General features: G+C 40.8%; 23 protein-coding genes. 5 read left to right on the forward strand and 18 right to left on the reverse strand.

Annotation, left to right across the window (positions count from 1 at the left end):
- Positions 1–312 precede the first annotated feature (312 nt).
- From J0654_RS04995 to J0654_RS05025, 7 genes are all read right to left on the reverse strand, one after another.
- The gene (locus J0654_RS04995; protein ID WP_207026553.1) at positions 313–810 is read right to left on the reverse strand and encodes a GNAT family N-acetyltransferase; all 498 of its coding nucleotides are present in this window, start codon (positions 808–810) and stop codon (positions 313–315) included.
- A complete protein-coding gene (locus J0654_RS05000; protein ID WP_207026554.1) occupies positions 807–1,097 on the reverse strand; it encodes a type II toxin-antitoxin system TacA family antitoxin in 291 nt (96 codons plus the stop codon). Before J0654_RS05000 ends, J0654_RS04995 begins: the two co-directional genes overlap by 4 nt.
- Before the next feature lie 579 nt (positions 1,098–1,676).
- Positions 1,677–2,087: a hypothetical protein gene (locus J0654_RS05005; protein WP_207026555.1), complete on the reverse strand. Its 411-nt coding sequence runs from the start codon at positions 2,085–2,087 to the stop codon at positions 1,677–1,679.
- Complete coding sequence (locus J0654_RS05010; RefSeq protein ID WP_207026556.1) at positions 2,080–2,604, reverse strand: hypothetical protein; 525 nt, start codon at positions 2,602–2,604, stop codon at positions 2,080–2,082. Before J0654_RS05010 ends, J0654_RS05005 begins: the two co-directional genes overlap by 8 nt.
- Before the next feature lie 2 nt (positions 2,605–2,606).
- Positions 2,607–3,371, reverse strand: coding sequence for a hypothetical protein (locus J0654_RS05015; RefSeq protein WP_207026557.1), 765 nt, complete (start codon positions 3,369–3,371; stop codon positions 2,607–2,609).
- The gene (locus J0654_RS05020; protein WP_207026558.1) at positions 3,364–3,957 is read right to left on the reverse strand and encodes a hypothetical protein; all 594 of its coding nucleotides are present in this window, start codon (positions 3,955–3,957) and stop codon (positions 3,364–3,366) included. The genes J0654_RS05015 and J0654_RS05020 overlap by 8 nt, the downstream gene beginning before the upstream one ends.
- Before the next feature lie 628 nt (positions 3,958–4,585).
- The gene (locus J0654_RS05025) at positions 4,586–4,789 is read right to left on the reverse strand and encodes a helix-turn-helix transcriptional regulator (RefSeq protein ID WP_237685887.1); all 204 of its coding nucleotides are present in this window, start codon (positions 4,787–4,789) and stop codon (positions 4,586–4,588) included.
- A 191-nt stretch (positions 4,790–4,980) separates the two neighbouring features.
- Here J0654_RS05025 and J0654_RS05030 point away from each other — a divergent pair, with 191 nt between their 5' ends.
- Both J0654_RS05030 and J0654_RS05035 read left to right on the forward strand, forming a co-directional pair.
- The gene (locus J0654_RS05030; protein ID WP_207026559.1) at positions 4,981–5,208 is read left to right on the forward strand and encodes a hypothetical protein; all 228 of its coding nucleotides are present in this window, start codon (positions 4,981–4,983) and stop codon (positions 5,206–5,208) included.
- Between the two features lie 117 nt (positions 5,209–5,325).
- Positions 5,326–6,540, forward strand: a complete 1,215-nt coding sequence (locus J0654_RS05035; RefSeq protein WP_207026560.1) for an FG-GAP repeat domain-containing protein — start codon at positions 5,326–5,328, stop codon at positions 6,538–6,540.
- Positions 6,541–6,654: 114 nt separating this feature from the next.
- On the opposite strand, the gene J0654_RS05040 is transcribed toward J0654_RS05035, so the two are convergent.
- Complete coding sequence (locus J0654_RS05040) at positions 6,655–7,038, reverse strand: hypothetical protein (protein WP_207026561.1); 384 nt, start codon at positions 7,036–7,038, stop codon at positions 6,655–6,657.
- Between the two features lie 286 nt (positions 7,039–7,324).
- On the opposite strand from J0654_RS05040, the gene J0654_RS05045 reads away from it, so the two are divergent.
- The gene (locus J0654_RS05045; protein ID WP_207026562.1) at positions 7,325–8,185 is read left to right on the forward strand and encodes a sigma-70 family RNA polymerase sigma factor; all 861 of its coding nucleotides are present in this window, start codon (positions 7,325–7,327) and stop codon (positions 8,183–8,185) included.
- A gap of 75 nt (positions 8,186–8,260) precedes the next feature.
- On the opposite strand, the gene J0654_RS05050 is transcribed toward J0654_RS05045, so the two are convergent.
- The 9 genes from J0654_RS05050 to J0654_RS05090 form a co-directional block, all read right to left on the reverse strand.
- On the reverse strand, positions 8,261–8,932 hold the full coding sequence (locus J0654_RS05050) for a ferredoxin reductase domain-containing protein (protein WP_207026563.1): 672 nt from the start codon (positions 8,930–8,932) through the stop codon (positions 8,261–8,263).
- A 116-nt stretch (positions 8,933–9,048) separates the two neighbouring features.
- Positions 9,049–9,471, reverse strand: a complete 423-nt coding sequence (locus J0654_RS05055) for an OsmC family protein (protein ID WP_207026564.1) — start codon at positions 9,469–9,471, stop codon at positions 9,049–9,051.
- Between the two features lie 31 nt (positions 9,472–9,502).
- Positions 9,503–10,603: an alkene reductase gene (locus J0654_RS05060; protein ID WP_207026565.1), complete on the reverse strand. Its 1,101-nt coding sequence runs from the start codon at positions 10,601–10,603 to the stop codon at positions 9,503–9,505.
- 64 nt (positions 10,604–10,667) lie between these two features.
- Positions 10,668–11,258 carry a Crp/Fnr family transcriptional regulator gene (locus tag J0654_RS05065; protein WP_207026566.1) on the reverse strand — a complete coding sequence of 197 codons (591 nt, stop codon included), beginning with the start codon at positions 11,256–11,258 and terminating at the stop codon, positions 10,668–10,670.
- A gap of 162 nt (positions 11,259–11,420) precedes the next feature.
- The gene (gene ggt, locus J0654_RS05070) at positions 11,421–13,118 is read right to left on the reverse strand and encodes a gamma-glutamyltransferase (protein WP_207026567.1); all 1,698 of its coding nucleotides are present in this window, start codon (positions 13,116–13,118) and stop codon (positions 11,421–11,423) included.
- 281 nt (positions 13,119–13,399) lie between these two features.
- Positions 13,400–13,828, reverse strand: a complete 429-nt coding sequence (locus J0654_RS05075; protein WP_207026568.1) for an FKBP-type peptidyl-prolyl cis-trans isomerase — start codon at positions 13,826–13,828, stop codon at positions 13,400–13,402.
- Positions 13,829–13,957: 129 nt separating this feature from the next.
- Positions 13,958–15,391 (reverse strand): amidohydrolase family protein, encoded by a 1,434-nt coding sequence (locus J0654_RS05080; protein WP_207026569.1) that lies wholly within the window; start codon positions 15,389–15,391, stop codon positions 13,958–13,960.
- A gap of 105 nt (positions 15,392–15,496) precedes the next feature.
- Positions 15,497–16,588, reverse strand: a complete 1,092-nt coding sequence (locus J0654_RS05085) for an acyltransferase family protein (protein WP_207026570.1) — start codon at positions 16,586–16,588, stop codon at positions 15,497–15,499.
- 20 nt (positions 16,589–16,608) lie between these two features.
- On the reverse strand, positions 16,609–17,196 hold the full coding sequence (locus J0654_RS05090; protein WP_207026571.1) for an ankyrin repeat domain-containing protein: 588 nt from the start codon (positions 17,194–17,196) through the stop codon (positions 16,609–16,611).
- Between the two features lie 222 nt (positions 17,197–17,418).
- On the opposite strand from J0654_RS05090, the gene J0654_RS05095 reads away from it, so the two are divergent.
- On the forward strand, positions 17,419–19,482 hold the full coding sequence (locus J0654_RS05095; protein WP_207026572.1) for a helix-turn-helix domain-containing protein: 2,064 nt from the start codon (positions 17,419–17,421) through the stop codon (positions 19,480–19,482).
- Positions 19,483–19,571: 89 nt separating this feature from the next.
- Positions 19,572–22,964: an amidohydrolase family protein gene (locus tag J0654_RS05100; RefSeq protein ID WP_207026573.1), complete on the forward strand. Its 3,393-nt coding sequence runs from the start codon at positions 19,572–19,574 to the stop codon at positions 22,962–22,964.
- Positions 22,965–23,034: 70 nt separating this feature from the next.
- On the opposite strand, the gene J0654_RS05105 is transcribed toward J0654_RS05100, so the two are convergent.
- Positions 23,035–24,312 (reverse strand): aminotransferase class V-fold PLP-dependent enzyme, encoded by a 1,278-nt coding sequence (locus tag J0654_RS05105; protein WP_207026574.1) that lies wholly within the window; start codon positions 24,310–24,312, stop codon positions 23,035–23,037.
- Positions 24,313–24,331: the final 19 nt, after the last annotated feature.

The following is a 24,331-nucleotide window of genomic DNA, read 5'->3' on the forward strand; positions in this document are numbered from 1 at the left end:
TAGTACAAACATTAACGTATAGTAAATTGCGTATAGCTTTGCTATTTGATATGATGTAAAAAGAAATTCTGCTAATATCTCCAACGCCTCATCTCGCCATCAAATAAAATTATCCAGTGGATGAATTTATTCGCCATGTGTCCAGCGCCATTAAAAGCTCATCATTTCGTATTTATTGAAACCTTTGGTTTAAGAGTGAATTTTGGAAAGAAAAATTTCACAATCTTTTCGTCCGCTTGTCGCAAAAGCTTAAAATTTCTCTGCGAGAAAATTTCTTAGCCCTTGCTTAACTTTATTTTGATTTTTTAGAAATTAAAATAGTTGTTGAATTGTCTTCATTGGCAAAAACATTTTACCACTATCTGGAAGCTTTATAAAACCATATTTAGTGTAAAAGTTTTCCGCGTCTTCATCGATTGGATCCACAATAACAGCAAATGACCCAATCTCTTTTGAAATCAAATAACTCCTTTTCAGTGCTTCAATTAGGAGTAGTTTTCCAAGACCGTTTCCCTTGAACTTCTTACCAACTGCTAACCTTCCTAATAAAGTTGTTGGAATTGAAGCGTACGACTTAGGAAGCTTTTTTTTAAAGCTTTCCGGAACCTGTTCAAGAGGAATCCCATTATTTGACAAGGTATAATATCCTTGTACTATTTTATCTTCCCCAACAAAAACAAAGCAAGCCGATAATTTTCTTTTTACATCTTGGCTTGCTTGTTTCTGAATATAATTGTCGAGCATTTCTTTTCCGCAAGAAAACTCCTTTTTAATATGAGAACTATCTAAAGTTTCTGTTAGGAAACTCATTTCGAAACTGATTCATTGTAGTGTTTGGCAGCTTCAATTAAACTTTCATTAGGCTTACCTGCATTAACAATAGCATCAAAGAAAATTTCGCTATCTTTTTCACTTTCAATAACTTTTTCCCAATCGCTAACAATTAATTTTGCTTTTTCTTGAGTAGCAGATATAACAAAATCAGTCAGACTGCGAAAGCCTCCTAAACTAGCTGCCCTCTCAAAAAATACTTTTTGCTTCTTAGGAAGTCTAGTATCGAATCTGGCTTTTTCTTCGTTAATCGCTTTTGCTTTCATGATTATTTTTTTCAAATGTACGTATAATTTCCATACAATACAGATAATTGTACGCTTTTTTTCCGTACAACAACAACTACTATTATAAAAAATCTATTACCACATTCTAATATTATCCATTCCCTTTCTTTTTCCTTGATAAAAAAGAATCAAAAAAATCAAAAAGAAATGCGAAGCATTCACGAATACCTTTGAAAATAATAAAAGTGATATGAGTAAAATATGCTTCACAACCACATCATCTCACCAAAAAAAGCAATCAGCCTGAGGCTAATTCCTTTTTATTGTGCCTTGTGTCTTATAGCTTCGCTATTTGGGCGTAAACACCCATGCACAGGGCCGAAACGTAAAGAAAAGGTCTGGTAGACCTTTTTAGTGTAGGAGCCAGGTGGTGCGTTGGCGGCAATGCTCCACTACTCCATCTCGCCGAAAAAAGCAATCATCCACTGGATAATCACTTTTTATCGCGTGTGCCAAGCCACAAATGCGCAGCATTCATGAATTCCTTAAAAAAACAATAGACAAGCCCATGAGTAAATTCACCCCAACGCCAGCCCGCATTTTCTTCTAGCCAATCATTCATTTATCAATGTCAGCTGTGCCCAATTCTCTGTAGTTTTTAACCAAATCTTCCCAAATTTGAGGTTCTAAATGTCCAACATGTTGATCAACGAAGTCACACCCTTCTTTCGACAAACGTCCTTTTTTTGAAAATGGACCCCAATTTTCTAATTTTATGAGTTTGGCAGGTATTAAAAAGGAATTTTTGTTGATTATTTTATATTTTTTGCCGTTTTCGTCAACCTTTTCGAAAAAATTATCTTCCATAGCAATATTTTCAGGGTATTTACCAGATGTAGTTATGATTGAACCTACAAAACATTCCTTATCCAATGGTTCGATGTAAATAATAAAATGAAATCCTGCATTTCTTTTTCGATTCCTTGCCATCAAGATGTCACCTGCACTAAACATATCACTGTTACTCACCGTTGAAATTATTTTTAATATAATTCATGCCTGTTTCAGATATACGGTAGCCACCTTTATGCTTGAATACTTTTTTGGTTGCCATATTAGCTTGCATAGACGCCGATGGGTTACTCAATTTTACCCCTTGTTCTACCAATAATGAAGAAGCATCTCTTGTAGAAAAAATCCTGTCATCAGAATTCTTTTGGGCAAAATAACCGGCTAACAGCATTTTATCTACATCTTTAGCACTATTAGGCATTTTGTTATATAACTCTCCAAATGATGGTTCTTCCTCGATTTCATAGCTAGACTTATTTTTGCTATCATCATCTTTTCTTATGGGCGAAGAATCTTGTTCGTCTGGCAAAGTTCGATTAGTTTTTTGAGAGTTACCTTGATAATTACCATCATCATAAATTTTTTCTAAAAAAGAATCTATGGTTAGATTGTATTTGGCAATAAATTCTTCACTTCCTTGTATTTCAACTTCTCGCGTGGTTAGATTAATTCTAATCTTTGATGAATCATTCATTTCTAATATTTTAATTTTAAAATTATTTTTTCTGCTTCTAAAATTCCTTTCGGAGAAATATCACATGTGCCATCCCCCCTCATTTCAATTAATCTTTCCTTATGTAAAGGCTTAAGCACTAGTTGGGAAAAATTAGGCCGATTTTTATATTCTATTATACTCCTCATATCTTCAATTTCTCTAGGGCTTGAATCGAATAAGAGAATCAATACTTGGTCTTTTGCAGGAAGCTTGGTATCAAGAATCCTTTCAAAACCATCCTCTTTCCATATTAAGTCTAAATTTCTCTCAATGATTTTATCAATTAACTCTTGGGTATCAGAGATACTGAGTCCAGATGCTAGTCGCACAATTTCTGCAAGCACCCATTTGACGGAATAGAAAATATAAGTAGCATCCATTTTATTTGGAGAAATTGCCCCAACATGCCCTACTCCTCTTTTATTTCGAATATTAAAAATTGCTTTAAGTGTTCTTGGTATCAAGATTCTATATGACTCATGGATGCCAGAACAGTTTTCATATCCCTTAAGTACTTGATCACTAAAGTTTGCAAGCTTATCATTATAAGAGGTAGCATTGCCGAATAATTCTATCTCTAATATACGTCTTGCTGATTCAACAAAATGACCCGCATCAAGTTCACTTGGTTTCCACTTTTGTAAGACATAATTTTCTTCGATTTCTTTATATGAATCGAGAAGTTTATCCGCAACCTCAGTACCATACTTAGACTCCAATATAGTATGAACCTTGCCTCTACTCATCCTTAAGCTTATATATCAATTCCTCTGCAGCTTTAATTCCTGGCCTAATTAATTTTGCGGATTGGGATTGTCCCGAGCCACTAATCAAAAAATACTTTTTTTGATTATTCATAATTGCCGAAAAATTTCCCCGGTCAATTTCGCCATAATCTGTACAAACCTCTCTCAATTCTTTAAATGATATTTCGTTATGTCCAAGTTTCATTTTCCCCCACATATAAAGTAGAATGACACTAATCATTTTCTTAGATGTGGTATTTCCTGGTACGTCAGCTATCACCTTTACAATCTCACCGTCAATTACCACAACATCTTGAAAATCAAGAATATCTTTTTCAGAGGCAGTATTCTTTTCTTCAACATAATCTACCACATCGATTTCCTCAGTAGAGGGTAAATACATCTTAGATTTAGGAGGTATGGACATTTCATCCTGTATAACCAGTTTTTCAAGACTACCCTGGATAATAGACTTAAAATTTTCAATCTGTTCATTAACAAAATTTTCATTGCCAGAAATCTCAAATTCTTTGCTCTTCAATGAGAACCTTATTTTGGCCTTATGTGATTTCTCATTTTCACTCATGATAAAAATATTTTTAATTAATGAAAACATTTTATCAATATGTATGCCATAATTAATAATTTGTGGCAGGGCTTTTTAAGTTCAGTATATTTTATCGACAATAAGCATATAAATTTGATTAAGTGTCAGTTACTGACAATGCTACTGACATTTTCAAGATTAACATGACAAAAATTCACTTTTGAATAAGGACTAAACTGTCATTCACAATAAAATAATTAATCTAAATAAATATTTTTTTATATTTTTATACTTTACAAAATGCTGTTTATAAGATTATTATAATAAAATATAAAAATATTTTTATTATTTATAAACATGTATTTTAAATGTTTTTTTAAAGTAAAATATTAAAATTTAAATCGTCCCACTCCATACACTTTCACCTCCCCCACTCTCCTTCGACTTCTCTCAGGATAGGTTCAGGTTCGGCAAAACAGTATTCCATTACATTTTTTAAAAGGAAATTTTTAGAAGAAATTTTTCAGGAAGTGCAGTACAAACTTTGCCAACGCACCATCTCGCTCAAAAAAGAAAAGGTCTAACAGACCTTCACTTTTATGCCGTACCAAAGCTAAAGTTCCATAATGCAGAACATTATAATGTAAATACAGCTGATGCGTTAGCGCTATTTTGTAGAAACCAAAAGCTCCCGAATATCCACATCAAGAATTTCTGCAATTCGTTTGAGATCTTTTAAATGTGGTTGGGATTTATTGTTGCAGATAGCGGTTATTGAAGTCGTGCTTTTTCCAAGTTTCTCTGCAAGCCAAACTTGTGACTTTCCTTGGATTACCAACACTTCTTTTATCCTGTTAATTCTATCTGCCATGATATTGTTTAGATACTACAAGATATAATTCAGGCTTGTTAAAATGTAACTTCAACTTTCATTTATATAACCAATACTTTGCTCTTAAAATATTTTTATATAAGTTTATCTTAACTTTATTTAATTCTGTTTTATATAAATAAAAGTCATGGTTAACCTCTAGTTGTTAATAACTTTACACTAATAGTCATATGATTCCCAAAGAGATTAACCTACTCCCCCTTATCTCCTACTTTGAAGTTTGCCATGAAGGAGACTTGCTTTGCTTTGTCCAATGGTTGGACAAGACCATTTATATGTTGCATTACCTACCTGTAGATGCTTTTACAGAAACGGAGCGCCAAAATGTATGTCATGTGCTTATGGAGCTTAAAGAGGCTGTTCTAAAAATCCATATGGAGCAAATCAATTCTGCCTAAACTCCATTCCATACACTTTCAACTCCCCCACTCCCCTTGGACTTCGCTCTGGGCACATTATAGTACAAGCCGAAGTGCAAATAGCTTATATTAGTAGCGGATCTCTAAAAAATACCCATGTACAAGAAAATGATACTGTTGAGCTTGGCCCTTGTTGTTTTGCAGACCGGTCATGGCCAACAGAACGAAGGAACCCCTGCTGGTTCGACCGCTTACTATACAGACGTCACCACATCGCATTTGCCATACAAAGACCTACAATTGCTCAGCATGGATGCCGGAATCGCTGATTTGGACCAGGATGGGGACATGGATATTTTGATCGCCAATGAGCACAGGCCCAACATTCTGCTCATCAATAATGGAAAAGGAAGCTTCACTAACGAGAGTGCCTTGCGGATACCTCAGGTAGATCATGATAGTGAGGATATCGGCTTTGCCGATTTTGACTTGGATGGCGACCTGGACATCATCGTGGTCAGTGAGGACGACAAGACCAATGAGCTCTACTTGAACAATGGCGATGGTACTTTTAGCGATGGTGGCGACAGGATTCCGGTGACCGGAACTTCCAATTCCGTAGTTGTTTTTGATATCAATTCCGATGGTAGCCCCGATATTTTGATCGGCAACAATGGCCAGAACAATATGTTGATCAATGACGGAACGGGTCATTTTAAAGATGAGACCCTTGAGCGGTTTGGTGCATTTATAGATGTTACACAAGACCTTACCCTTGCCGATGTGGACAAGGACGGGGACCAAGATGTACTGGTGGGCAATGAGGATGCCAATAGAATATTGATCAATACCGGAAATGGCTTTTTTGAAGATCAATCTTCCGATAGGCTCCCCTACCGCAGTGAACCCGAGGAAACCCGCGAAGTGGTTGTAGCGGATATAGATGGGGATGGTGATCTGGACATCCTATACGGCAATGTTCAGGCTTTTGTGGACAATGCCCTGAGGCAAAACCGGTTATTACTGAACGACGGAAAAGGCTTTTTCACGGATATTACTGCCACCCATTTACCCAAAGATGACAATCGTTGTTTTGGAGTGGCCTTTTTGGACATTGATCGTGATGGTGATCCGGACATTATGACCGGAAATACAAATGGGCCCCGATTTGGCGGCAACACACCATACAGCGTTTACCTGAACAATGGTGAAGGAAAGTTTACCGAAGGAACTGAGAAGATCATTCCAGAGGGCATATCCGGTAGAGGTTTTGATATCGATTTTGTGGATTTGAACGGGGATGGCATCAATGATCTTTTCTTAAGCAATCGCGGTTCACAGGATTTTCTGCTTTTGGGTGTCAAAAAATAAGCATTGGACAAGGTAGTTTAAACCACACCTTTATTTAGAAAGTGCTAGATTAACTTTTCATCAGGATCGGGCAGTAAGCTTTGCTTGTCTTAGGCCAACGCTTCATTACTTTGTTTATTTCCTTTTGGATACGGCCAGCCTAAAACTCAATAATACCAATACAATGGATAAAGGGGTAAAAATGGTTCGTTCCATAGCTCCCTTGGCCATTATGTTTCCTATTAGACTTATGGCAAAAAAGCCCCCCATTATCCAAATAGCGATATCCGCAACCTTTTGTAATCTCTTGATCTTAAGGTAATCCAATTTAATGCTAACCATCAAAATGAATACAAGGGTCAACACAATAGCAAATCCCTCATAGGCGATTACTTGCGATTTGTCCTGAATTGACCCACCCCAAGTTTGATCGTAGGGTAGCACATCCAATAGTACCAATACATGAAATACGACCAATAATGATAAAAGCATCAAGAGGAGCCTTCCTGCTATTTTCATATTGCAATGATTGAATACAGAACAATGTATAAAAAAACGAAGAAAACCAATGGTAGTAGCGTATCTCCTGTAATTTGTTCTTATGCTTCAGCTTCAACACAAACGTAGTGGTGTCCTATTTTGAGGGTTTACCATGTGAAAAAGGAAGAAAAGTGTACAGTTTTAATAAAAAACAAATCAAATTTGGATACTACACCATTAAATATTCAAAGAAAATCCTTTTTTACTAGGATTTCTGCAAAAAAGTATTAGATTATAATAAGGAATTGTAAACTAAAATTAATATATGAGGCAACTAAAGATTACCAAACAAATTACGAACAGGGATACCAAATCATTGGAAAAATATTTTCAAGAAATTTCCAAAATCGATTTGATAACTGCAGAAGAAGAAGTAGAACTGGCCAGAAGAATTCGTGAAGGTGATCAAGCTGCACTTAATAAATTAGTAAATGCCAACCTGCGTTTTGTGGTGTCCACCGCAAAACAATACCAAGGAAGTGGATTACGGCTTTCCGACTTGATCAACGAAGGAAACATAGGTTTGGTGAAAGCAGCCAAACGTTTTGATGAAACAAGGGGATTTAAATTTATCTCCTACGCGGTTTGGTGGATCAGACAGTCCATACTACAGGCCATTTCACAAAACTCCCGAATGATACGGTTACCCCTCAATAAAATCGGTGAAATAAGTAAGATAAAGAAGGTCGTTTCATCTTTGGAACAAACCCATCAAAGAACTCCAAGCGCGGCCGAAATAGCCAATGAGCTTGATATGAGTTCCGCCAAGGTAAAACTGGCCATGAAAAATACAGGAAAACACTTGTCCATGGATGCGCCTTTTAGGGATGGTGAATCTTCCAACCTTTACCATGTCATAGAATCAAAGAACGCTTCGAGCCCCGATGATAAAATGATAAAGGATTCCCTAAGCGCCGATATTAACCAAGCATTAAAAACCCTCCCAGATCGTGAGAGCGAAATTATACGACTTTATTATGGTCTTGGACAACGGACTCCAAAAAGTCTAGGTGAGATAGGCGAACTATTTGGTATTACCCGGGAACGTGCGCGACAAATTAGGGAAAAAGCCATCCGAATATTGAGAAAGCGTTCGCACAACCAGGTATTACAGGCCTATTTGTAGTGAGCGGCAAATAATATACAGAAAAGCCAACCTTAAGGTTGGCTTTTCTGTTTTTGATTATACTGGCATTTCCTTTTAGGACAACTCTTCAGCTACCATTTGGTCTTTTGTAATACCGAGTGCTTCCAAATCTTTTTGTACGGACTTCATCATGGGTGGTGGTCCGCAGAGATAAAACTTGGCGTCCTTATCCGTAATGTGCTCTTTTAAAAACTGGGAGTCTATAAAACCGTGCGGATACTTACTGCTCTGCTCATCGGAAAGAATATTGATAAAATCCTTACCCAGCCATTTTTCAAATTCCGCTTGCATTATAATATCCCTTTCGCGCTTATTGGCGAACAACAACCGATTTCCTTCCAACTGGTTCTTTTGGGCCAAATCCCTAAAGATGGCAATAAAGGGGGTTACCCCTGCCCCACCGGCCAAAAATACGCCGGGACCCTGGTAGGATATGGCGCCCCAAACGTCTTCCAACAACAAATGGTCGCCTTGTTCCAGCGTTTGTAACATATCGGTTACGCCATTATGGTCGGGATATACTTTTATGGTAAACTCCAAAAAGCCATCGTCGGGAAGTCCCGTAAAGGTAAACGGGCGCTTTTTTTCCCGCCAGCCTTCCTTATCCAGCGCAACTTCGGTAGCCTGACCGGGCTCAAAATCATAATCGGCCGGTCGTTGGGTCCGAATTTGAAGTACGTTATGGGTTATAAAACCTATTTCTTGAATTTTTACTTTATGTGGCATGTAGTGTTTTTGGTCGTTAAAAAATGTATTCTCTTCTTTTTTAGGGTGTCCGCCCTTAAAAAGCTACGTTACCTTTTAAACGTGAGCACCCTTCTCCTATCAACGGATGCCCAGCACTACTTTTTTAAAGTGACTTTTAGATGAATATCCGCTTTTAGCAATTTTGAAATGGGGCATACCTCTTTGGCCTTATGTGCAATTTGCTGGAATTGCTCAGCATCTATCTCGGGAATGTCACCCTCTAAATCCAAATTGATGGTGGTCACCTCTCCATCTTCAAAGGTTACGGTGGCAGCTGTATCCAAGCTATCGGGCGTAAATCCTTCCTCACCCAATAAAAAACTTAACTGCATCGCAAAACAACCGGCATGTGCCGCCCCTACCAATTCTTCGGGATTGGTACCTTTTTTTCCATCCTCAAAGCGGGTGTGAAACGAGTAGGACGTTTTGTCCAATATCCCACTTGCTGTGCTTAATGTTCCTTTTCCTTCTTTGCCCGAACCTTTCCACTGGGCATGTGCGTTTCTTGTAAATTTCATGTATTATCTTTTTAATTTTATTTAAATCTATTTATGCGTTTTGTTTGGCATTGGCCATGGGATAATCCGTATACCCTTCTTTACCGGGGGTGTAAAAAGTATCCTTGTCCCATTCGGCCAGTTCAAGACCTTGCTCAAACCGCTCTACCAAGTCCGGATTGGAAATAAATGGTTTACCGAAGGCCACCAAATCCGCATTTCCCGAGGCAATGACCTCATTTCCGGAATCCTGGTCGAATCCTGCATTGATCATTAATGTACCATTGTACAAAGGCCTAAAATGTTTCGCAATTTCCGTTACCGCGTAGGGTATATCGGAAACATCCGTAAATGGCTCAGATAAATGGATGTAGGCCAAATTGTAATCATTCAATTTTTTGATGATGTATTCAAATGTGGGAATGGTGTCTTCATCCATGGTCATTCCAAAAACCCCGTTTAGCGAAGGATTGAATCGAGCTCCGATTTTTTCCTCTGGAATAACTTCCTTGACCGCGTCCAATACTTCAAAAAAGAACCTTGCTTTATTCTCATGGCTTCCACCATATTCATCGGTCCTTTTATTGGAGGTGCCATTAAAAAACTGATGGAAGAGATAGCCGTTGGAGGAATGGATCTCTACGCCATCAAACCCTGCTTCTACTGCATTTTTGGCAGCATTCTTAAAATCTTCCACCGTGGTTTTAATATCGGCTTTGGTCATTTCCTTTGGGGTTACGGTATCTTTAAAACCATCGGGGGTGTACGATTGCTCGTTTGGATTTATCGCTGATGGCGCCAAAGGCAATTCCCCATCATGAAAATCCGGATGTGATATTCTACCGACATGCCATAACTGGATAAAGATTTTACCGCCTTTGTCGTGAACCCGTTTGGTCACCTTTTTCCATCCCTCTACTTGGGCTTTGGTATGTATTCCGGGGGTGTTTACATATCCTACCGCACGTTCGGATACTTGGGAACCTTCGGTGATGATTAAACCCGCAGAGGCACGTTGTTCATAATATAGCCCTTGGAGTTCGTCGGTCGGCTTATTTTCGTCGTTAACAGCCCTGCTTCGGGTCATTGGTGCCATAACGACACGGTTTTTTAAGCTTATATTCTTGTTGTAAGGAGTAAGTAAGTTTTGCATATTTCTAATTTTGTTCACCAGAAATATACAATGAGAAAAAGCCAAAATGATTGACCTAGATCAATTAGGTTTTTTTTAACGCTTTCATTTTTCTTCGAGCACGGCTAAGGCCCTCTGCGGAAACACCCAAGTAATTAGCTATTTGATAGTTGGGAACACGGTCCTCAATATTTGGATAACTTTCGCAGAATTCCATATACCGTTCTTTAACGCTTTTTCCCAAGGAGGATAGAATACGTTTACGGAGCGAGATAAACGCACTGGTGACCAATAGCCTAAAATAACGTTCAAATATGGGAGCTTGCTGAAATAGGGTCTGTAAATCATCGTGATTGATGGCCAATAAGGTGGAATCTTCCAGGGCTTCAATATACAATTTGGAAGGCACCCCATTGTAAAATGCGTCAAAATCGCCGAGCCACCAGTTCTCTATGGCAAATTGAACAATGGTCTTGTTTCCCTTCTTGTCCAAATAATAAGCGCTTAAACAGCCCTCTACCACAAAATACTCGTGTTTTACATAGGTATTCGGACGTAATAAAAATTTGCCTTTGGCAACAGCGACTTCCCTAAGTTTTGAGGCGAACAAAAGCAAATCCTCTGGTCTTGCAGCCACCTGGTTCTTCACGTGCTCAATTAGCGGTTCATGGGTCATAAAACTATAAAAAAGTTAGTGTTAGGGGTATATTCTTATGGTTGTGTTCAATGGAAAGTAGCGCATGTGCACGAACAAGAACACTATTCTTTCATAAAGACCATACAGTGCTGCCATGGTAGATTGTCGGCATTCATTTCCTTGACAGCCTGTGCTTCGGATTTAATACCCAGCAGCTTGACCATCCTTTCTTGATTCTGATGCACCTGTATAAACTCGGTTCTCCAAATCAACCCCTATAGCTTGGTATCCACCGAACATCCCCACGCCAAAGCCAATACGGTGGCCTTTTTTACGTAATTCCCTCAGTGTTTCCGTATCAAAACCGCTTTCAAGATATAAGGTACCCCCATTGGTCATTTTGGACCCTGTAGGTTGCGAACTACCGCGGTGCCGCATTCTTGGAGCATCCCCAGCTTCTTGCAAGTTCATTCCAAAATCAACGATGTTCACTACAATCTGTGCATGGCCCTGAGGCTGCACCGCTCCACCCATAAGACCAAAACTTATCCACGGTTTACCATCTTTGGTTATAAATGCTGGGATAATGGTGTGAAATGGGCGTTTACCGGGCTCCAATGCATTGGCATGGCTTCTATCTTGAACATTGAACATTTGACCGCGGTTCTGAAGTACAAAGCCCAATCCATCAGGCACCATCCCGGATGCAAACTCGGAATAGATACTTTGTATAAACGAAACCATGTTACCATCTTTGTCGGCTACGGTCAAATAGGTTGTATTTCCTGTTTCTATTTCCATATCACCAGCGGGATAGGTATCAGCCGGTTTGTCGGGGCTCATAAGGTTCCTTCGTTGCGAAGCATATTCCTTTGACAACAGCGTTTCCAAAGGAATCTTGTTGAATTCCGGATCGGCATAAAACTTGGCCCTGTCCTCATAGGCCAACTTTTTGGCTTCTGTGAGCACATGTAGGTATTCGGCACTACCAAAACCCATTTCGCCGATATCAAAGCCTTCAAGAATATTCAACATCTGCAGCGCAGCGGTACCTTGTCCGTTGGGTGGAAGTTCCCAAACGTCGTAACCCCGATAGTTCACGGAAACCGGCGTTACCCAATTGGAGGTGTGACTGGCCAAGTCCTCATAACTTAAAAATCCGCCATGTTTTTTCATGTAGCTGTCAATAGTCTTCGCAATGGAACCTTTATAAAAGGCATCACGACCCCCTTGGACAATTTGTTTATACGTGTTGGCCAAATCCTGGTTTACAAATACTTCTCCTTTAACGGGAGGTCTTCCAGAAGGCATATAGGTTTGGGCGAAACCCGGTTGATCTTTTAGTCCTTCGTAACTGGACGCCATTTCATAGGCAATGACCTCCGATACCGGAAATCCATTGTTTCCATAATCTATGGCCGGTTGCAAAATATCCTCCATGGATAACCGTCCAAATTTCTCATGCAATGTGAACCAGCCATCTACGCATCCTGGAACCGATACCGGTAATGGACCATAAAGAGGGACATATTTCATCCCTTTTTCCATAAAATAATCAATGGATAAGGATTGGGGTGCCCTGCCACTACCGTTTAAACCATATAATTTCTGTTCTTCGGCAGACCAAACTATGGCAAATACATCTCCCCCGATACCACAACTTGCTGGTTCTACAAGCCCAAGTACAGCGTTGGCCGCTATGGCAGCATCAATTGCGCTACCTCCTTTTTTTAGGATATCCAAAGCAACTTGTGTGGCCAAGGGTTGACTTGTTGCGGCCATACCGTTCTGTGCTAAAATTTCAGAGCGTGTGGTGAAGGTTTCCCCTGTCAATCGGTCTTGTGCATTAACCATGCCTCCCAAGAAGACCATGGCAATGAAGGAAGATAAAATTTTCATTTTCAACTTTTTAAAAGGTAGTTCCGATTTGAACCAAAGTGATTCAAAATCATTGGATTAATTCAATTGTTGGTTTGTTCCTTTAAATATAGGCATAGTAGAGCCAATTCACTTGGCTATCCGAAAAAAGTTGCTATTGAAATCAGAGTTAAGACATTTTAATTACTTGTAGATAGGTTATCGCTTTTGTTCCCAACCTATAATATTTAACCATAAAAAAAACCACCCAAAGGGTGGCTTTTCTACTCTTTTATAAAAGAGCGTATATTAAAATGGTATGCTTATAGAATCTCAACCACTTCTAGGTCGAATACCAAATCTTGTCCGGCCAAAGGATGGTTGGCATCAATGATAATGTCTTCCTCCTCTACCTTAGCTACCCTAAATTGTTGCTCTTGACCAGCAGCATTGGCTCCAACCAAGCCCATTCCAACTTCTGGTGTAAGGTCTTCCGGCAATTGTGACTTGGATATCTTTTGGAAAAGTGCATCGTTTACCTCTCCATACGCATCTTTTTTATCGATGGTGATGGTTTTCTTTTCATTAACGGCCATATCTATAAGTCCCTTTTCAAAACCAGGTATCAACTGACCTTCGCCCAATTTTATTTCTAACGGATCTCTTTGCAATGAGCTGTCAAAAACCTGCCCATTGGTCAATTTACCCGTGTAATGAACTTTTACAGTGTCATTTTCTTTTACTTTACTCATAATGTTTGTTTACAGTTTTAAAATCAAAACGTTGCAAATATATGAGGTATAAAATGGTTAAACGAAAGAGTTGGCCCTTGCTTTCTGAAAAATGGGATTTTAAACAAATATTTAACGGTATAAGCCCATTTATTTTTCAATAATCAAATTTTCGGCATAGCGTATCCCCGAGGCGATCATGTTTTTACGGTTTTTGGCTTTTGCTTCAAAAGAATCCAGGGTACTTCTATCCAATTTTCTGCCCATTATAAAAACCGTGGATGGATGTTGCAATGTAGAAAGATCCGATAAGGGGTTACGGTCCACCAATATGAAATTTGCGACCTTCCCTCCTTCAATGGTTCCCATGTTGTGCATGATCGAATGTGTTTGGGCAGCATTTACGGTAGCCGTTTTCAGTACTTCGTAATTGGACAGCCCCGCTTCTTTATAAAACTCCAGTTCTTTATGAATGGAAAACCCAGGGGCTGTAACACCGATACCGGCATCGGTGCCGCAAATGATCTTCACATTGGCTTCATGCAGTTTTTTTATGATGTACAAATGAAATTCATGTTGATCCTTAATCCGTTCCGTTACCGAAGCGTCTTCCAGTTTGCTATTGTGCCATCTATCAAACTGCGCCTTGCTATCCTCCTTTCTGATCAATGGGTTGATATATTCCAATGCCTTGGATTCCAAGATATTATCGTCTATCAACATCTGATAGATATTATGGTAAACAACCAATGTTGGGCAATGGGCACTGTATTTTGCTCCCGCATACAGATCGATCACTTCTTTTAGTTTAACCGTATCCAAGGTATAATTCAGTGGTTGTTGAATAAACTCTTCCGTATGTTCTATGGATTTAATCTGAGGGTCAAAATGATAGGAATACGGTACTTTTTGCGAAGGATGGGCAACAATATCCACATTTGATACTTTGGTTTGTTCAAGAACGGCTTCAAATATGTCCGGGGTCAACCCGTAATAGGTTTTGATAAAATCGTAACCACGCTCCTTATAGGAAACCACTTTGTCCTTTGCCTCTTCTGGAGTTGTCAAATTCAAGTTATCATCACCTATAAACTCAGGCCCTGTAAGTTTTGGACCGGAAGTAAAGAACAGGGGTGAAACAATTTCATTGGAATTCACATCTTCCTTTATCCGTAAGTGCATGGGCATGCCCCATACATTTCGAACGGCAGTAACGCCATTGGAAAGGTAAAGCCCCAATTCGTATCTGTCCCAAACATGGACATGCATATCAATTAAACCCGGCATTAGATAGCTGTTTTCAGCATCAATGACATCCACACCCTCGATAGCAATATTTGCTGCAACGTCCTGAATAACTCCATCTTTGATGTACACCATTTGATCTTTAAGAACAGTGTCGTTAGTCATCGGGATAACATTCGCATGCGTGATCAGATAAGTGTCGACATTCCCATCGGACAGATTGTCAATTTTCAAATAACTCGTTTTTTGGGAATCGACCCCGATAATGATAAGAACGGCGATGATCAGAAGACCAACAAGAGCAAAAACAATCTTTACGAATCGTTTTAGAATTTTCATGGATATATTAAATAAATTTTTACTGTCCTATCTGACGCTTTGATTTCAAATCTGTTACGTTATTTAGCAAAATTTTCCTTAGTCAACCTTTTCCATCCAAAGTTTTCAAGGTTCATTCACCAAGACTTTTTTTGCAGTCACCATCTTTTGCTTTGTTCTTAAACCGAACAGTGGCCGTAAAAACCAAACCCTACGGATCAGGAACTCATAAATAAGATAACACACGGCAAAAGTGAAAACAATTATTCCCAACAATTGAATCCATGGGTCAATCCTTAAAGGCAAGATCAACAGAGCTCCAAAATACATGACGAACATATGGATGATGTATACCGGATAGGCGGCCTGGCTCAAATAACCCAATATTCGGTTCGGTTTGTTAAGATAGCGATATCCAAGTCCGAACACGCCAAAAATCCAGCAATTGGACTCCAAAGCCATAAGATAACCCGGTGCTTCCAATTGGAATTCAAGATAACGCACCACATACAATACCAGGGCAAGGGCCAAATAGCCCCAATGCCATTTTTTAACGGTGTCCCAAAAATGTTGACCGCTGTAAACCAATAGATAACCAAAAAAGAAAGCCAATCCTCCTAAAAAGAAGCCGTGCCAGGTTTCCGCATACAAGGAATATATCTGTGGCTTTACCCAAATGGCCTCCAACATAAAAATCAGGGACACCAACAATGGGCCAAAGGGATTGGACATCAGCTTGTTCAAAATTTGCTTGAACTTCCCTCCTTCCCTATGCTTTAACAAATAGAAGATGGGCAAAAACAACAACACGTAGCTAAAAATGTTCCCCAGAAACCACAAGTGGCCCATGTGCGGATAATACCCTAATGGCAAATTATAGAATTTTTGAAAGATGAACATGTGCAAGGGGGCGATGGCAACGATCCCGAATAACAAGGGCAACAAGATCCGTCTGTACCTTTCGCCTATCAATTGTTTCCAGTTCCGTTTGCGCATGGCAAAATAAAGTCCCATGCCCGATACAAAGAACAAGATCGGAATACGCCACACATTGAGCATGGTCATCGGTATCCATAAACCCTCCAAAGGTTGTTCACTTTTTACAAAGCCTATAAACATGGCCCAAGGCTGAAAAATAATCGCAATATGATACATTAAAAGCAGGGCAATGGTGATGACCCTTAACCAATCAATATCGTGTCTACGTGTTGTTTTCATGACTGTTGTTTTTTGTTTGATTACTGTAGCATTACGGCAATGGTAGGACGTGCTTTTTCTACCTCGGCCAAATCCAGTTGTAGTCCAATCGGAGCCAATTGCTGCTGCATCATTTCATAAATAGGTTTCATATCCTCAAAAGAACCCATAACGGTCTCGCGCGGAGTCGCGCCAAAATTGTTTCTTGCGGACTTGTCGGCTCCGGCATCCATCAACATTTGAACGGCCTCAACCCTACCAAAGAAAGCGGCCACGTGAAGCGCAGTGGCGCCATCGTTGTTTTTGATCGTCAAATCTGCATCGGCATCGACCAATGCTTGGGCAATATCCCTTTTATCAAAAGTAATGGCCGTAATCAATGGGGTAGATCCGCTCAACGCATCCTTTTCGTTAATATCGGTTCCTGCCGCAATATGCTGTTTAACCGCATCCAAGTTTCCAGCGACCACGGCAGCAGAAAGGGCCATGTCTGGCGCTTTAACTTCTGTTTGGGCTGTTGATACCCTATCGAACCCTGACTTTTTTTGTCCGCAAGCGGACAAGCTTGTCGTTACAATAAGGAGCGCATACATTACATTTTTCATTGAATTGTTTTTAAAATTTTTCATGACTTTTCGTTTTAAGTGTTGAACAATAAATTTTACATTACAAAGGTTCCCCAAAACATGATGCAGCACTAATCACCTATGCTGCGTTGTATATAAGTCCTGCACAGTCCATAAAAATTATGATGCAGTGATATGAATTATGCGGCAAAACCTTCATTTTTGCCCTGAAAAGGAATCGTTTATCTTTGTTAAGTCCATGCAGCTATTAATCTGCAAACCACCATGCTAGACAAACCGAAAGGGCAGAAATTTACCGAGGAAGCCAAATCCATTGTTCTACAACATCTTAGCGATGAACACTTTGGCGTATCGGAACTGGCCAATGCCATGAACATGAGCCGCTCCAGTCTGCTGCGTAAATGCAAAAAACAAACAACATTGTCGGCCAGTCAGTTTATTCGGCAAATACGTTTGGAGGAGGCTATGGAATTGCTCCATGATTCCGATCTTACTGTTTCGGAAGTGTCTTATCAGGTAGGTTTTGGCAGTACCTCTTATTTTATCAAATGTTTTCGGGAACATTACGGTTACCCTCCCGGTGAAGTTGGCAAACAGGGCATGGAAGAAAAAAAAGAGCTGGTATCGCCTTCTTTTCTAAAAATCTATAGATGGGCTTTTGTAGCCTTGGCCATTTTAATCGGTGGTGGTATCGCATATATCCTAATGCCCTCCTACCCTCGTACTGCGGATACAGTGGAAAAAACGAGCTTGGAAAAATCCATTGCGGTACTTCCATTTAAAAATGAGAGCAGTGATACCACTAACTTATATTTTGTAAATGGTTTAATGGAAGCTTCGTTGGGCAACCTTCAAAAAATTGAAGATTTGCGGGTAATCAGTCGGACATCGGTGGAAAAGTATCGAAATTCCGATCAGAACATAGGTGATATTGCTTCAGAATTGAATGTAAATTACATTGTGGAAGGCAGTGGTCAGAAAGTGGGCGATCAAGTAATGCTCAACATCCAGTTGATAGATGCAATTACCGATACTCGAATTTGGGGCGAACAATATACCCACGAATTGGTGGATATTTTTGCCGTGCAGAACGAAGTGGCCAAGAAAATTGCCGACGCCATCAAGGCGAAGGTGACTCCGTCGGAATTGGAACAAATCGATAAAAAGCCTACCGAAAATATAGCGGCCTACGATTATTATCTACAGGCAATGGAGCCATTTAACCGGGGAACTGCCGAAGGACTCGAAGAAGCGATTCCATTGTTCAAAAAAGCCCTGGAAGAAGACCCAAGCTTTGCATTGGTCTACGCAGATTTGGCGATTGCTTACTATTATCTTGATATCTACAAAAAGGAAAAACAGTATACGGAAATCATCAATAACTATGCTGACAAGGCGCTCTTGCACGATTCCAAACTGACCGAAAGCTTGATTGCAAAGGCCTTGTATTATATGCACATCGGGGATTATAGATTAGCAGTCCCGCATTTGGAAAAAGCTTTGGAATACAACCCCAATTCTTCGGCGGTAGTGAATATGTTATCCTCCCTTTACGCCAATAGCCTGCCCGATACAGGAAAGTATTTGGAATATGCCCTAAAGGGCATTCAACTGGATGTTGCGGATAACGATACGGCCAAGAGCTTTATATATCTGCATCTGAGCAATGCCCTGATACAGTCTGGATTTACAGATGAGGCTTTGGAATATATCGACAAGTCACTTGAACTATTTCCCCAAAACCCTTATGCCCCTTACCTAAAAGCCTATATTCAGTATGCGAAGAACGGGGACATCGAGCAAACCTTAAATGACCTTAAACGAGAACTTCAAAAAGATACTTCCCGATTGGATCTTTTACAGGAAGTGGCCAAACTACATTATTTTCAAAAGGAGTATGATAGTGCGTATCATTACTACAAGCCCTTTCATGATATTAGAGAGCAAAGAGGGTTAACTATTTACCCGCAGGAGGATATTAAAATCGGGGTTGTTTATGAGAAAATGGGATTCCAAAAAGAAGCCGATGAATTATTGAAATCCTACACCGAGTATTGTGAAAACGACCAATCCATGTATCAACCGGCAAGTATGGCCGTAAAATATGCCTACGAAGGAAAAACGGACCAAGCCATTGAACAATTGGAGGCATTTGCCAAAAAGAACCATTTTCAATATTGGATCCTTTTGTTTATGGGATTGGACCCCAACCTTCAAAAACTTGAGACTAACCCAAAATACGAAAAGGTGATGCAAAAAATAGAGGATAGGTTTTGGGAGAACCATGATCGGCTCAAGGAAATCCTGCAAGAGAAAGAGTTGCTTTGAACGTGGTTTTTTTCAACAATCCGAACCTCCTCAAGAACTATCTCATTTTTTCATATCTTGGTAGCTTAAGTCATCAATAAACTAACTAAATGAAAAAAAATCTCTACCTCTTGGCCTTGGCCATGTTTTTAGGGTTTTCAACGCTTTTCGCGCAGGACAAAAAGCAAGAAACCGACAGTACCAAAAAAGCAACCAAGGAACTTCCCCTAGAACCTGAAAGAACAATCTCCTTTACCACCGAAGAAGGCACTTGGCTTTCTTTGGACGTTAGCCCGGATGGCAAAACCATCATTTTTGATATGATGGGCGATTTATACACCATCCCGGTACAAGGAGGAAAAGCCACCAAAGTCACCGAAGGAATGGCCTATGATGTACACCCAAGGTATAGCCCCGATGGAAAATCCATTGTATTTATTTCCGATAAAAGTGGCTCCGATAATATTTGGACTTTGGATTTGGAATCCGAAGAAACCAAACAGATCACCAAGGATAAAAATCAGAACTTCTTTTCAGCCGATTGGAGTCCCGATGGTGAATATATCGTTGGTGCACGCGGTCGCCGAAACATAAAACTGCACATGTACCATAAAGATGGTGGCAGCGGTGCACAGCTGATCGATAAACCCGACAACCTGAAAACCATCGACCCGGAGTTTGCCCCGGACGGCAAGCTCATTTATTTTTCAAGAAGGATGAGGGCATGGAACTATAATGCACAACTGCCGCAATATCAATTGGGCACTTATAGTATGAGTGATGGTGGCGTTTCTACCATTACCTCCCGATATGGCTCTGCATTTACCCCTACCCTTTCCCCAGATGGCAAATGGTTAGTGTACGGAAGCCGATTTGAAACAGAAACAGGACTAGTACTGAGAAACCTGGAGAATGGTGATGAGCGCTGGTTGGCCTATCCGGTTCAAAGGGACGAACAGGAATCCATTGCTCCCCTTGGTGTATTGCCAGGTATGGCCTTTACTCCAGATAGTAAAAATTTGGTGGCCAGCTACGGAGGTAAAATTTATACGATCAATATTGAGTCCAATACGGCCACAGAAATACCTTTTGAAGTAGATGTAAACATTGAGTTGGGACCACAACTCAAATTTAAATACCCCATTGAAGATACCCCTGAAGCTTTGGTCACACAGATTCGTGATGGAGTACCCTCGCCAGATGGGAGCAAATTGGTCTTTACAGCTTTAAATAGGCTGTATGTGATGGACTTGCCCAACGGAACACCGGAGCGATTGACCAAAAACGATTTTACAGAAGCCCAGCCCACTTGGTCGCCAGATGGGGAAAACATTGTTTTCTCCTCTTGGGAAACAGATGGTGGCCATTTATACAAAGTGAATGCCAATGGACGTGGAAGGGTCGAAAGGTTGACCCAAGAAGCAGCTATATACAGCAACCCGGCCTGGTCCTATAAAAACAACCGGATTGTATTTACAAAAGGTTCCGCGCAAGTTTATAGGGACGCTATCGGACCAAGGGCCAGAGGCGCGCAAGAAGATTTGGCATGGATTTCTGCAAATGGTGGAAAAGTTACCGTTATCGACAAAGCAGAGGGGCGTTCAAATCCGCACTTTACCAAAGTGGACGATCGTATTTACTTAAACAAAGGAAAAGACCTACTCTCCATTCGTTGGGACGGTACCGACCAAAAAGAACATTTAAAATTAAGCGGTATCACAACTTATGGCTCCTCCTCTTTTGGGTTTCATGATGAAAATGGTGGGCACAATATCCTGCCGGGTTCAGAGCAATACCAAGAACCACAGGATAAATCGTCTTCACCATCGGAAATAAAAATATCCCCTGATGGAACCACTGCACTGGCCAAGATCAACAATGATATTTATACGGTGACCATTCCAAAATTTGGAAAAACTCCTAAAATTTCGGTCGCCAACGCCGATAAAGCGGCATTTCCGGCCAAAAAACTAACGGTGATGGGGGGTGAATTCCCTGCATGGGCCGGTAACAGCAAAGATGTACATTGGTCCTTGGGAGCAAGCCATTTTATTTATAACATCCCAGCAGCTAAAGCCTATGCGGACAGCGTAGCTACCGCCAAAAAAGAGGCCGAAAAATTGGAGGATGAAGAAAAGGATGAGGATGATGAAAAAGATGAGGATAAAGAAGACAAGGAAGAGGATAAAGGGTACACAGCGAAGGAATTGAAGGTAAAAGTAACCTACACCAAAGATATTCCGGAAGGTACGGTACTGCTTAAAGGCGCTAGGATCATTACCATGAAGGATGATGAGGTTATTGAAAACGGTGATATCCTAATCGAGAACAATCGCATAAAAGCAGTAGGAACATCGGGCTCTTTGGATGTACCCAGAGGAACCGTTGAAATAGATGCGAACGGCAAAACGATTACCCCGGGCTTTGTGGATACCCATGCCCACATGTGGCCCAATTGGGGAATCCATAAAAATCAGATATGGATCTATTCCGCCAACTTGGCCTACGGTGTAACCACTACCCGCGACCCACAAACGGCAACTACCGATGTGTTGACCTATTCCGATATGGTGGATGCCGGTATGATGCACGGGCCACGTGTATACAGCACGGGACCCGGTGTTGGTTATTGGGCCTATAAGATCAAATCCTTGGAGCATGCCAAAGAAGTGTTGAAGCAATACAGCGAGTACTACGACACCAAAAGCATAAAAATGTATTTGGTAGGAAATCGTCAAATGCGCCAATGGATCATTATGGCGGCCAAAGAATTGGAATTAATGCCCACTACCGAAGGTGGATTGGATTTTAAACTGAACATGACACAAATGTTGGATGGATACCCGGGGCATGAACATTCGTTCCCTATTTATCCCATTTACAATGATGTGGTGCATTCCGTTGCCGAGTCCAAAATGGCTGTGACCCCTACCCTTTTGGTATCCTACGGTGGACCATGGGCAGAGAACTATTATTATGCAACCGAAGAACCCTATCACGATCAAAAGCTCCAATACTTCACGCCTTATGAAGAGTTGGCACAAAAATCACGCAGAAGAGGCGCTTGGTTTATGCCTGAGGAACATGTATTCCCCAAGCATGCCGAGTTTATGAAAGATTTGGTAGAAGATAATGGACTTGGCGGTGTTGGAAGCCACGGCCAGTTGCAAGGATTGGGTTACCATTGGGAGCTATGGTCAGTCGCCAGTGGCGGCATGGAGAACATGGATGCCCTAAAAGTAGCCACCATTTTGGGTGCCGAAGCCCTTGGCTTGGACGGGGATTTGGGAAGTATCGAAGAAGGTAAATTGGCAGACCTGCTCATTCTGGATGAAAATCCGTTGGAGGATATCCGAAATACCAATACGCTTACCCATGTGATCAAAAACGGTAAGGTCTACGATGCGGACACGCTTGATGAAGTGGCTCCTGTGACAAAGGAAGCAGAACCCTTCCACTGGCAAACCAAAAAACCGGAAGGCGTGCCAGGCATGAAGAAATAAGAACATACCTTTATAAAAAGAAAAAGGCGCACTGATCAGTGCGCCTTTTTTAATGTCTTTACTTTGTCAACTACCCCAACCTCTCTACCAGTTTCAAGGCGGTATCAATTTCTGCTTTGGAATTATAAATATGAACGGAATGCCGAAGCATCTTACTCCCAACAGAGCGGGGCTGCAACCTTTCTTTTTCCCACATATATTTCTGTAGTTCCGGCCCGCTCATGCCCTCCACGCCATAGGTAGTGATACCCGCGGCCATGTCTTCATTAGTGGAGGAATAAAAAGTAACATGTTTCATTTCTTTAAGGCCATCACGCAAATAGTTGCCCAATTCCTTTACCCGGTCCAACCACACATCATGACCGATGGTATTAAAGAAATCCACAGCGGCATCATACCCTGCCATAAGTCCAGCATTGCCTGTTCCGTTTTGCATCAAACGGAAACCATGGTCCTCTTGATTGTCCCAGTTATAACTCGCAATGGTCGTCCAAATATCGCCCACCACATCTTTATTGATGTACAACAACCCGCTGCCCGAAGGGGCCAACAACCATTTGTGCAAACTGGAATAATAGGCATCACAACCAATATCCTTAACATCCACCGGAATTTGACCAACACACTGCGCTCCGTCCAACACGGTAAAGATTCCACGCTTCTTCGCCTCGGCACAGATTTCCTTTACGGGCATAACCGTTCCAAAGCCCGATACGATATGTGGAATAGCGATTACTTTGGTCTTTGGAGTGACTTCTTTAAAAATGGCATCCACAATTTCCTGGGGGTCATTTGCAGGTTCGGGCATGGTGGCCTGTTTGTAGACGCAGCCTTTGCGTTTGGCCAACAATTGCCACGCACCAAATCCACCGCCGTGTTCTTGGTTGGTATTGAGCAACTCGTCCCCTGCTTTTAGATTGAGCCCCATGCCCACGTAGTTCATGCCAAAGGTGGCATTTTGGGTGAGGGAGATTTCCTTAAAATCACAGTTGATGATCTTGCCCAATTTGGTTCGCAGTTCCTCATAAGGGAAATAGCCCGTCAACAACTCAGGCCCGGAACCATTTTTATAGTCCACCGTAGCGGCTTCCACGTTCCAGTGCATCATATGATCGAACATTTTATCTAGCACATAACCGGGAGTAGGTCCCATGGTTCCGTTGTTAAAATAAGTCTGTCCTTCTTTCAATGGAAATTGTTTACGCACCATGTTCCAGTACGCTTCATCTTTGGGAGCCTTGGTTTGCAAGGGTGCAATGGACCAATCTTTTTGAGGGTCAAAAGAAATAAAGGGCATCGACAGCATCGCTGCCGCACCTTGCTTAAGAAATTTTCTGCGTTGTGACATATCGGTTGGGTTGATTGGT

This window comes from Flagellimonas profundi, assembly GCF_017313275.1.
GTDB lineage: Bacteria > Bacteroidota > Bacteroidia > Flavobacteriales > Flavobacteriaceae > Flagellimonas > Flagellimonas profundi.

Coding starts and splice junctions, on each gene's coding strand:
- J0654_RS05015 (WP_207026557.1), bottom strand. CDS start 3,371: ATGAGTAGAGGCAAGGTTCATACTATATTGGAGTCTAAGTATGGTACT.
- J0654_RS04995 (WP_207026553.1), bottom strand. CDS start 810: ATGAGTTTCCTAACAGAAACTTTAGATAGTTCTCATATTAAAAAGGAG.
- J0654_RS05010 (WP_207026556.1), bottom strand. CDS start 2,604: ATGAATGATTCATCAAAGATTAGAATTAATCTAACCACGCGAGAAGTT.
- J0654_RS05065 (WP_207026566.1), bottom strand. CDS start 11,258: ATGACCCATGAACCGCTAATTGAGCACGTGAAGAACCAGGTGGCTGCA.
- J0654_RS05025 (WP_237685887.1), bottom strand. CDS start 4,789: ATGGCAGATAGAATTAACAGGATAAAAGAAGTGTTGGTAATCCAAGGA.
- J0654_RS05020 (WP_207026558.1), bottom strand. CDS start 3,957: ATGAGTGAAAATGAGAAATCACATAAGGCCAAAATAAGGTTCTCATTG.
- J0654_RS05000 (WP_207026554.1), bottom strand. CDS start 1,097: ATGAAAGCAAAAGCGATTAACGAAGAAAAAGCCAGATTCGATACTAGA.
- J0654_RS05075 (WP_207026568.1), bottom strand. CDS start 13,828: ATGAGTAAAGTAAAAGAAAATGACACTGTAAAAGTTCATTACACGGGT.
- J0654_RS05090 (WP_207026571.1), bottom strand. CDS start 17,196: ATGAAAAATTTTAAAAACAATTCAATGAAAAATGTAATGTATGCGCTC.
- J0654_RS05085 (WP_207026570.1), bottom strand. CDS start 16,588: ATGAAAACAACACGTAGACACGATATTGATTGGTTAAGGGTCATCACC.
- ggt (WP_207026567.1), bottom strand. CDS start 13,118: ATGAAAATTTTATCTTCCTTCATTGCCATGGTCTTCTTGGGAGGCATG.
- J0654_RS05045 (WP_207026562.1), top strand. CDS start 7,325: ATGAGGCAACTAAAGATTACCAAACAAATTACGAACAGGGATACCAAA.
- J0654_RS05105 (WP_207026574.1), bottom strand. CDS start 24,312: ATGTCACAACGCAGAAAATTTCTTAAGCAAGGTGCGGCAGCGATGCTG.
- J0654_RS05100 (WP_207026573.1), top strand. CDS start 19,572: ATGAAAAAAAATCTCTACCTCTTGGCCTTGGCCATGTTTTTAGGGTTT.
- J0654_RS05030 (WP_207026559.1), top strand. CDS start 4,981: ATGATTCCCAAAGAGATTAACCTACTCCCCCTTATCTCCTACTTTGAA.
- J0654_RS05080 (WP_207026569.1), bottom strand. CDS start 15,391: ATGAAAATTCTAAAACGATTCGTAAAGATTGTTTTTGCTCTTGTTGGT.
- J0654_RS05055 (WP_207026564.1), bottom strand. CDS start 9,471: ATGAAATTTACAAGAAACGCACATGCCCAGTGGAAAGGTTCGGGCAAA.
- J0654_RS05095 (WP_207026572.1), top strand. CDS start 17,419: ATGCTAGACAAACCGAAAGGGCAGAAATTTACCGAGGAAGCCAAATCC.
- J0654_RS05050 (WP_207026563.1), bottom strand. CDS start 8,932: ATGCCACATAAAGTAAAAATTCAAGAAATAGGTTTTATAACCCATAAC.
- J0654_RS05035 (WP_207026560.1), top strand. CDS start 5,326: ATGTACAAGAAAATGATACTGTTGAGCTTGGCCCTTGTTGTTTTGCAG.
- J0654_RS05040 (WP_207026561.1), bottom strand. CDS start 7,038: ATGAAAATAGCAGGAAGGCTCCTCTTGATGCTTTTATCATTATTGGTC.
- J0654_RS05060 (WP_207026565.1), bottom strand. CDS start 10,603: ATGCAAAACTTACTTACTCCTTACAACAAGAATATAAGCTTAAAAAAC.